Below are 8,583 nucleotides of genomic sequence, written 5' to 3'. Positions count from 1 at the left end.
GGGTCCGCGGGACCTACCCCACCCCCTGTGCCGCCGGGGGTGTGGTGCGCCATCCTGTTGCGCACCGCGTGCGCCGCCGGCGCCGCCCCACCAGCCGGTAGCCCGCCCGGTCGGCCGACCGCCGGGTCCCGACCCGCCGCCCGACACCGAGAGGCGCTCGTTGTCCGACTTCCTGAACTACTTCATCCTCGGGGTCACCCGGGGGTCGATGTACGCCCTCATCGCGCTGGGCTACACCCTCGTCTACGGCGTCCTGCAGCTGATCAACTTCGCGCACAGCGAGGTGTTCATGTCGGGGGCGTTCGGCAGTTATCTGGTCGTCAACGGCATCATCGGCAACCGACATCTGACCGGCGTGGCGGTACCCCTCACCCTGATCGCGGGGGCCCTGAGCGGGGCCCTCACCGGCGCGGCCATCGCCTGGCTGCTCGAGAAGGTGGCGTATAAGACGCTGCGTCAGCGGGGTGCGCCGAAGTTGGCGTTCCTCATCAGTGCCATCGGCGCATCGTTCTTCCTCTCCAACCTCGCCGGGAAGTTGTTCAACCGACTACCGAACAACTCCTTCCCCGGGACGACGGGTGGTGAGACGACCTACTTCAACCTCAGCCGAAACGTCATCGACACGACGTACTTCAAGCTGAACGTCATCGAGATCGTCATCATCGCCACGACCGTCGTCATGATGGTGTTCCTCGACCGTCTGGTGAACAAGACGAAGCTGGGCCGCAGCATCCGCGGCGTCGCCGAGGACGCGCCGACCGCCGCGCTCATGGGGATCGACATCGACAAGACGATCTCGCGCACCTTCATCATCGGTGGCGCGCTGGCCGGTGTCGCCGGCTTCCTGTTCGCGACCGCGTTCGGCGCGAGTTACACGATGGGCTTCACGCCCGGCGTCAAGGCGTTCGCTGCCGCCGTGCTCGGCGGTATCGGCAACATCCGCGGCGCCATGATCGGCGGGATCCTGCTCGGCGAGGTCGAGGTGCTGGTCAGCAACCTCTCCTTCATCGGCGCCCAGTGGGTCGATGTCATCAGCTTCGTCGTCCTGGTCCTCGTGCTCATCGTGCGACCGACCGGCATCCTCGGCGAGCGGTTGGGACGGGCGGCATGAACGCGATCCTCGCCAACCCGACCGTCAAGCGGTTGCTGGCCTGCCTGTTCGGCGGTTTCGTGCTCGCGCTGATGATCGGCGACCAGCACGGTTCCCAGAACGACTTCGGCATCTCCTTCCACCAGGCCGTCCACCCCACCCGACTGCTGGTCTTCCTGGGCATCGGCCTGGCCATCTTCGCGGCGTTGTCGTTCCGACCGCTGCTGCTGCCCTACGCCAAGGCGCCGGGCACCACCGGGATCATCGCCGGCTTCCTCGCCGTGCTCGCCGCGATGGTCCTCATGAACTGGTACGACCCGGTCGGAAAGTTCGGTGATCTCGCCACCCAGGTCGGCAACACCAACGGGCTCGACTTCCTCTCCACGGCCTTCTTCGGCTGGCTCGGCTACACGCTCTGGTTCGGCTGCCTGGTCGTCGGCATCGCCGCCGTCGTGACCAGGAACGCCGTGCTCGGCTACGTGCTGCTCGTCGCCGGTGCCGCGTCGGCCGTCATCGCCTTCGTCGCGCACGTCAACGTCGTCGACTTCGCCGGCGGCAAGGACCACTCGCTCGGCGTCTACGCCGCCGTCGTGGGCTACGTCGTCTTCGCCGGCGCCGGCCTGGTCGTCGCCCGGGCCAAGGCCGAGGTCGCCGACCCGCGGGCATTCGTCGAAGCGGTCATGGGCTGGCGGCCGGGCTTCCCGCTCGCCGTCTTCGCCGGCGTGCTGCTGCCGATCATCTTCAACAGCGCCTCGTGGTTCGCGCCGCTCCAGCTCAATCTCGACTACGCCGGGGTGAAGAAGGACTTCGACGGCATCGGCCTGTCGTCACTCGCGTGGCAGTTCGTCAGCTGGCTCGGACTCGTGCTGTCCATCGCGACCGTCCTGCTCGCGCTGGCCGCCACCTACCTGCGGCACCGCCTGCTCGGGGCGGTCACCGCAGTTGTCGGCTTCGTCGGCCTGCTCCTGACCTTCTTCACCGTGCACGCCGTCTCCGACACCGGCAGCAAGCAGGCGCCGCAGTACGGCGGCATGTGGCAGAACCTCGGAGCCGGTGGCTGGGTCCTGTGCATCGCGTTCGGCCTGCTGATGGTCAGCGGCATCCTCGCGATGCAGCGGCGACCGGTGCTCGGCCGTGACGCCGAGGCGGGGATCGCGGCGCTGCCGGTGCACCAGGCGCTGGCCAAGACGGCGACGTCGTCGCTGACCAAGACCCTCGTTCCGGTGGCGATCCTGCTGGCGCTGTTCTACCCGCCGACCCTGCCGGTCGTGTGGCAGAACGTCATCGTCACCCAGATCGGCGTGTACATCCTGCTCGCCGTCGGCCTGAACGTCGTGGTCGGCTGGGCCGGCCTGCTCGACCTCGGGTACATCGCGTTCTACGGCATCGGGTCGTACACCACGGCCTACCTCGTGGGGGCCCTGCCGCTCAAGCCGCCGTCGTTCCTGCACCTGCCGGCGCTGTGGGCGATCCCGTTCGCGATCCTCGCCTGCCTCATCGCCGGTGTGCTGCTCGGCGCCCCGACGCTGCGACTGCGCGGCGACTACCTGGCCATCGTGACGCTCGGCTTCGGTGAGATCGTCCAGATCGCGGCGATCAACAACCCGTTCAACCTGACCGGTGGGCCGACCGGGCCGAACCTGTCGTTCCCGCGCATCCACATCGGGCCGCTGAAGGTCACGTTCGGGTTGGACAACCTGCCCTACTGGTACCTGCTGCTGATCTTCATCGTGGTCATGGTGATCCTGTTCTACCGGCTCGAGGGCTCGCGCCTGGGCCGGGCCTGGGCGGCCATCCGCGAGGACGAGGTCGCGGCCCAGGCCACGGGCATCAACACCACCAGGGTCAAGCTGCTCGCGTTCGCGATCGGCGCCTCGACCTCGGGGCTCGCCGGCGTCTTCTTCGCCACCAAGGTCGGCTACTTCGACCCGTCGGCGTTCAGCCTGCAGAACTCGATCCTCATCGTCGCCTACGTGGTCTTCGGCGGCATGGGTTCGTTGCCCGGTGCCATCGCCGGCGCGGCGGTGCTGACCTGGTTGCCGCAGTTCCTGAAGGACCAGGTTCCGCCCGCCGACCGCTTCATGTGGATCGGCGCGCTCGTCACGGCGATGATGATCTTCCGCCCGGCCGGTCTGATCCCGGCCAAGCGGCGGCGGGCAGAATTGAGCGGGTTCGGGGACGAATCGGCCGCGCCGGACTCATCGGCGGTTCCACGATCGGGGGCGATGTGACATGACCAGCGTTGCGAACAAGCAGGCGGACCGCGTCTTCGACATCAATCACGTCACCCTGCGCTTCGGTGGCGTCGTCAGCCTCAACGACGTCTCCATGACCATGGAGCGCGGCGAGATCCTCGCCGTCATCGGCCCGAACGGCGCCGGCAAGACGTCGTTGTTCAACTCCCTGACCGGCGTCTACACGCCGCAGGAGGGGTCGATCCTGGTCTCCGGACGCCCGGGGGAGCGGTTCACGAGCGTCATCGGCAAGAAGACGCACATCGTCAACCACCTGGGCGTGGCGCGCACGTTCCAGAACATCCGGCTGTTCCCGGCGCTGACCGCGATCGAGAACGTCAAGATCGGCATCGAGACGCGGCAGAAGTCGGGGCCGCTCGCCGCCATGTTCGGCATGCCGTGGCAGCGCAAGGAGGAGCGCGACAGCACCGCGGCCGCGCTCGCCCTGCTGCGCGAGGTCCGGCTGACCGACCGCGCCAACGAGCTCGCGGGCTCGCTCGCGTACGGCGAGCAGCGCCGCCTCGAGATCGCGCGGGCGCTCGGCACCAACCCCGGCGTGCTGCTGCTCGACGAGCCCGCCGCCGGTACCAACCCGGCCGAGAAGCGCGACCTCGCCGAGCTGATCAAGCGCATCAACGTCGAGCGCAACATGAGCGTGCTGCTCATCGAGCACGACATGAAGCTGGTCATGTCCATCGCCGACCGCATCGTGGTGCTGAACTTCGGGCAGAAGATCGCCGAGGGCACGCCGCAGGAGATCCAGCGGGACCCCACGGTCGTCGCGGCCTACCTCGGCACGTCGGCCGAGGACGCCGCCGACGCGGCCGAGCACCAGCCCGAGATGCATCTCATCGACACCGACGCGGTGGCCCAGGAACAGGCCGACGAGGACGAGTCGCGGCGCGAGCAGGAGACCGGCAATGAGTGACCCCGTCAGCATCGGCAAGACCACCCCGGGCGGCGGTCCCGAGCAGGTCTCCCCGCGGCTCGACGGGCCGTCGGTGCGCACCCCGCAGACGCTGCTCGAGGTCAACGACATCGAGGTGCGCTACGGCAACATCGCCGCGCTGAAGGGCATCAGCTTCACCGTCGGCGACGGTGAGATCGTGGCGCTGCTCGGCGCGAACGGCGCGGGCAAGACCACGACCCAGAAGACCGTCTCGGGCATGCTGCGTCCGGCGCTCGGCTCGATCAGCTTCGACGGCAAGCGCATCGACGGCATCCCGGCCCACGACCTCATCCGGCTCGGCATCTGCCACGTGCCCGAGGGCCGGCACGTGTTCCCGCGTATGACCGTGGCCGAGAACCTCGACATGGGGGCGTTCCGGTTCAAGAAGATCGACCAGGACGACCTGGCCCGCGTGCTCGAACTGTTCCCGCGGCTCAAGGAGCGCTTCCAGCAGCAGGCCGGCACGCTGTCCGGCGGCGAGCAGCAGATGCTGGCCATCGGCCGGGCCCTGATGGGCAAGCCGCGGCTGTTGCTGCTCGACGAGCCGTCCATGGGGCTCGCCCCGCTCATCGTCGCCCAGATCTTCGACATCATCCGCGAGATCAACGACAGCGGGGTCACCGTCCTCCTGGTCGAGCAGAACGCGGCCCAGGCGCTGGCGCTGGCCAACCGGGGTTACGTGCTGGAGACCGGCGAGATCGTGCTCGAGGGCACCGGCAAGGACCTGCTGGCCGACGACCGGGTGCGCGCCGCGTACCTCGGCGAGGAGATCGCGGCATCGTAGACCGGCCTGCGCCGATCAGGCTAGGTCAGCTTCAAGTTGCTGCCATGAGGGCAACCCCCCGGTCCGCTACGGCGACCTGAGCCCTATCGTTGCGCGTGCAGCCATCGTTCGCGGGGAACGGGGGTCCAGGTCTTCTTCCAGGGAGGCGCAAGCCAGTGTCGCGTGCCAACGTACGGATCCGCCCCGCCACGGTCACAGATGTCCCGGCCCTCGTCGCCCTCACCCGATCGGTCGACGTCAGCACCGGCGCCTTCAGCGGCAAACCGCTGCAGGACGCCAGCGTCGAACGCCTGACCAGCCGGTTCGAGGAGATCCTCCAGATGAGCGATCGCGTCCTGCTGGTCGCGGTCGACGACCACGGGACGATCTCGGGCCTGCTCTCGGCCCGCAACGACGACATCGGCGTCATCGACCCGATGCCGGTGCTGCACATGACCCACCTCATGGTCGCCCCCACCGCGCGCCGGCGTGGCGTCGGCCGGGCCCTGCTGGCCGCGGCGGTCCACCTGGCCGACGAGACCGACATCGAGCACGTGCTGGCCACGGCCGCGGCGGGTTCGCGCGAGGGCAACCGCTACCTGGCCCGCATCGGGTTCGCGCCGCTGGTGCTGCACCGCATCGCGCCCACCTCGGTGCTGCGCCGCTCCCTCGGCATGACCGACGTCGCCGGCCGGATGGCCGTGCTGCGCCGAGCCCGTCTGGTGCGCGCCCAGCGCACCGGGCTGGCCTCCCGCGCCGTGGGCCGCGGCGCCTGATCCGCGCCGTTCGGGCCTGCGACCGCGCGGACGGCGGTGTCGGACGCTCCGCATAGAGTGACGCCCGTGGGTGCCCCGACAACGACGAAGACTGCCCGGCTGCTGCTCCTGGACGGTCACTCGCTGGCCTATCGCGCCTTCTACGCGCTCCGCGAGGTCGACATGTCGACCACCACCGGGCAGCCGACCAACGCCGTCTTCGGCTTCACGTCCATGCTCATCAACCTCATGCGCGACGAGGAACCGACCCACGTCGCCGTCGCGTTCGACGTCTCGCGCAAGACGTTCCGCAGCGAGACCTATGCCGGCTACAAGGCCACCCGCAGCGAGACCCCCGACGACTTCCGCGGCCAGGTCACGCTGATCCGCGAGGTGCTCGACGCGCTGCGCATCCCGTCGATGATGGTCGACGGCTACGAGGCCGACGATGTCATCGCCACGATCACCACCCGGGCCGTCGACGCCGGTATGGACGTCCTGATCTGCACCGGCGACCGCGATGCGCTGCAGCTCGTCAACGATCACGTGACGGTGCTCTACCCGAAGCGGGGCGTGAGCGAGATGACCCGTTTCACCCCCGACGAGGTGCAGACCAAGTACGGCCTCTCGCCGGCGCAGTACCCCGACTTCGCGGCGCTGCGGGGCGACCCGAGCGACAACCTGCCCGGCATTCCCGGGGTGGGCGAGAAGACGGCGGCCAAGTGGGTCCGCGAGTACGGCACCCTGCGCGACCTGATCGAGCGCATCGACACGGTCAAGGGCAAGGTCGGCGACGCCCTGCGCGAGCACGTGGCCTCGGTCGAGCTGAACCGGCGCCTCACCGAGCTGGTGCGCGACGTCGCGGTCGACGCCGATCTCGACTCCCTGGCCCGCCAACAGTGGGACCGCGACGAGGTGCACCGCCTCTTCGACGACCTCCAGTTCCGCGTCCTGCGCGAGCGGCTGTTCGCCAGCGTCGAGGCGGCCGCGCCCGAGGCCGAAGAAGGCTTCGACGTCGCGGTCAGCCGGCTGGCCACCGACGAACTCCCGCAGTGGCTCGACGAGCACGCCCGCGACGGCGCCCGGGTCGGGCTGGCGTTCCGCGGCACGTGGGGGCGCGGCGTCGGCACGCTGACCGGGGTGGCGCTCGCGCCGGCCGACGGCAGCGCCGCGTTCGTCGACCCCGCCGTGCTCAGCCCCGGCGACGACAAGGCGCTCGGCGAGTGGCTGGCCGACCCGACGGTGCCGAAGGCCGTACACGACGTCAAGGGTCCGCTGCTCGCCCTGCGCCAGCACGGGTGGACGCTGGCCGGTGTCACCCAGGACACCCAGCTCGCGGCCTACCTGCTGCGCCCCGACACGCGCGCCTTCGACCTCGGTGACCTCGCGCTGCGCTACCTGCACCGCGAGCTGCGCAGCAACGTCGAGGACTCCGGCCAGCTCACCCTGGACGGCGGCGTCGACGAATCGGACGACGCTCTGGCCGAGGTCGAGACCGTCCGGGCCAGTGCGGTCAAGGACCTCGCCGACACCTTCGACGCCCAGCTCGGCGAGAGCGGCGCCGCCGGCCTGCTGGTCGACATGGAACTCCCGCTCGCCTACGTCCTCGCCGACATGGAGGCCGTGGGCATCGCCGCCGACAGCGGTGCGCTCACCGACCTGCAGCGTGAGCTCGGCGAGCGGGTGAAGCAGGTCGAGCGCACCGCGCACGAGCTGGTCGGGCGCGAGTTCAACCTGGGCTCGCCCAAGCAGCTCCAGGAGATCCTCTTCGACCAGTTCGAGCTGCCCAAGACCAAGCGGATCAAGACCGGCTATACGACCGACGCCGACTCGCTGACCGACCTGTACGCCAAGACCGAGCACCCGGTCCTCGGCGAGCTGCTGCAGCACCGCGAGTTCGCCCGGCTCAAGTCGGTCGTCGACGGCCTGCTGCCGCTGATCGACGACCACGGCCGCATCCACACCACGTTCAACCAGACCATCGCGGCGACCGGGCGGCTGTCGTCCACCGACCCGAACCTGCAGAACATCCCGGTGCGCACCGCCGAGGGGCGGCGCATCCGCGAGGCGTTCGTCGTCGGCGAGGGCTACGAGCTGCTCATGACGGCCGACTACAGCCAGATCGAGATGCGCATCATGGCCCACCTGTCGCACGACGAGGGGCTCATCGAGGCGTTCACGACGGGGGAGGACCTGCACACCTTCGTCGCGTCCCGGGCGTTCGACCTGCCGCCGGAGCAGATCGACGCCGAGCTGCGCCGCCGGGTGAAGGCGATGAGCTACGGCCTGGCCTACGGCCTGTCCGCGTTCGGGCTGTCCAAGCAGCTCAAGATCACCACCGACGAGGCCCGCAGCCAGATGGAGGCCTATTTCACCCGGTTCGGCGGCGTGCGCGACTACCTCCGCTCGGTCGTCGAGGACGCCCGGCAGACCGGTTACACCGAGACCATCATGGGTCGCCGGCGGTACCTGACCAACCTGACGAGCGACAACCGCAACCTGCGCGAGATGGCCGAGCGGGCCGCGCTCAACGCGCCCATCCAGGGCAGCGCCGCCGACATCATCAAGGTCGCGATGCTCGGGGTGCACCAGGGGCTGGCCGACTCCGGGCTGCGGTCCCGGCTGCTGCTGCAGGTGCACGACGAGCTGGTGCTCGAGGTCGCACCGGGCGAGCGTGAGGCGGTCGAGGAACTCGTGCGCCGCGAGATGGGCGGGGCGTGCCGGCTCGACGTCCCGATGGACGTCTCGGTCGGCGTCGGGCGAACCTGGCACGAGGCCGCGCACTAGCGAGG

At 69.6% G+C, this 8,583-nt stretch carries 6 protein-coding genes; all 6 read left to right on the top strand.

Features of this window, described 5'->3' with window-relative positions:
• The first annotated feature begins 208 nt into the window (after nucleotides 1–208).
• The 6 genes from VGN18_RS11215 (at nucleotide 209) to polA (ending at nucleotide 8,578) form a co-directional block, all read left to right on the top strand.
• Nucleotides 209–1,111, top strand: coding sequence for a branched-chain amino acid ABC transporter permease (locus VGN18_RS11215; RefSeq protein ID WP_414655045.1), 903 nt, complete (start codon nucleotides 209–211; stop codon nucleotides 1,109–1,111).
• A complete protein-coding gene (locus VGN18_RS11210; RefSeq protein ID WP_327539770.1) occupies nucleotides 1,108–3,321 on the top strand; it encodes a branched-chain amino acid ABC transporter permease in 2,214 nt (737 codons plus the stop codon). Before VGN18_RS11215 ends, VGN18_RS11210 begins: the two co-directional genes overlap by 4 nt.
• 1 nt (nucleotide 3,322) lies before the next feature.
• Nucleotides 3,323–4,252 carry an ABC transporter ATP-binding protein gene (locus VGN18_RS11205; RefSeq protein ID WP_327539769.1) on the top strand — a complete coding sequence of 310 codons (930 nt, stop codon included), beginning with the start codon at nucleotides 3,323–3,325 and terminating at the stop codon, nucleotides 4,250–4,252.
• Nucleotides 4,245–5,057 carry an ABC transporter ATP-binding protein gene (locus tag VGN18_RS11200; protein ID WP_349259885.1) on the top strand — a complete coding sequence of 271 codons (813 nt, stop codon included), beginning with the start codon at nucleotides 4,245–4,247 and terminating at the stop codon, nucleotides 5,055–5,057. Before VGN18_RS11205 ends, VGN18_RS11200 begins: the two co-directional genes overlap by 8 nt.
• A 155-nt stretch (nucleotides 5,058–5,212) precedes the next feature.
• Nucleotides 5,213–5,812: a GNAT family N-acetyltransferase gene (locus VGN18_RS11195; protein ID WP_327539768.1), complete on the top strand. Its 600-nt coding sequence runs from the start codon at nucleotides 5,213–5,215 to the stop codon at nucleotides 5,810–5,812.
• A 57-nt stretch (nucleotides 5,813–5,869) separates the two neighbouring features.
• Complete coding sequence (polA, locus tag VGN18_RS11190) at nucleotides 5,870–8,578, top strand: DNA polymerase I (protein ID WP_414655043.1); 2,709 nt, start codon at nucleotides 5,870–5,872, stop codon at nucleotides 8,576–8,578.
• Nucleotides 8,579–8,583: the final 5 nt, after the last annotated feature.

This window comes from Jatrophihabitans sp., assembly GCF_036000465.1.
GTDB lineage: Bacteria > Actinomycetota > Actinomycetes > Mycobacteriales > Jatrophihabitantaceae > Jatrophihabitans.
This window is presented reverse-complemented; position numbering and strand designations above follow the sequence as displayed.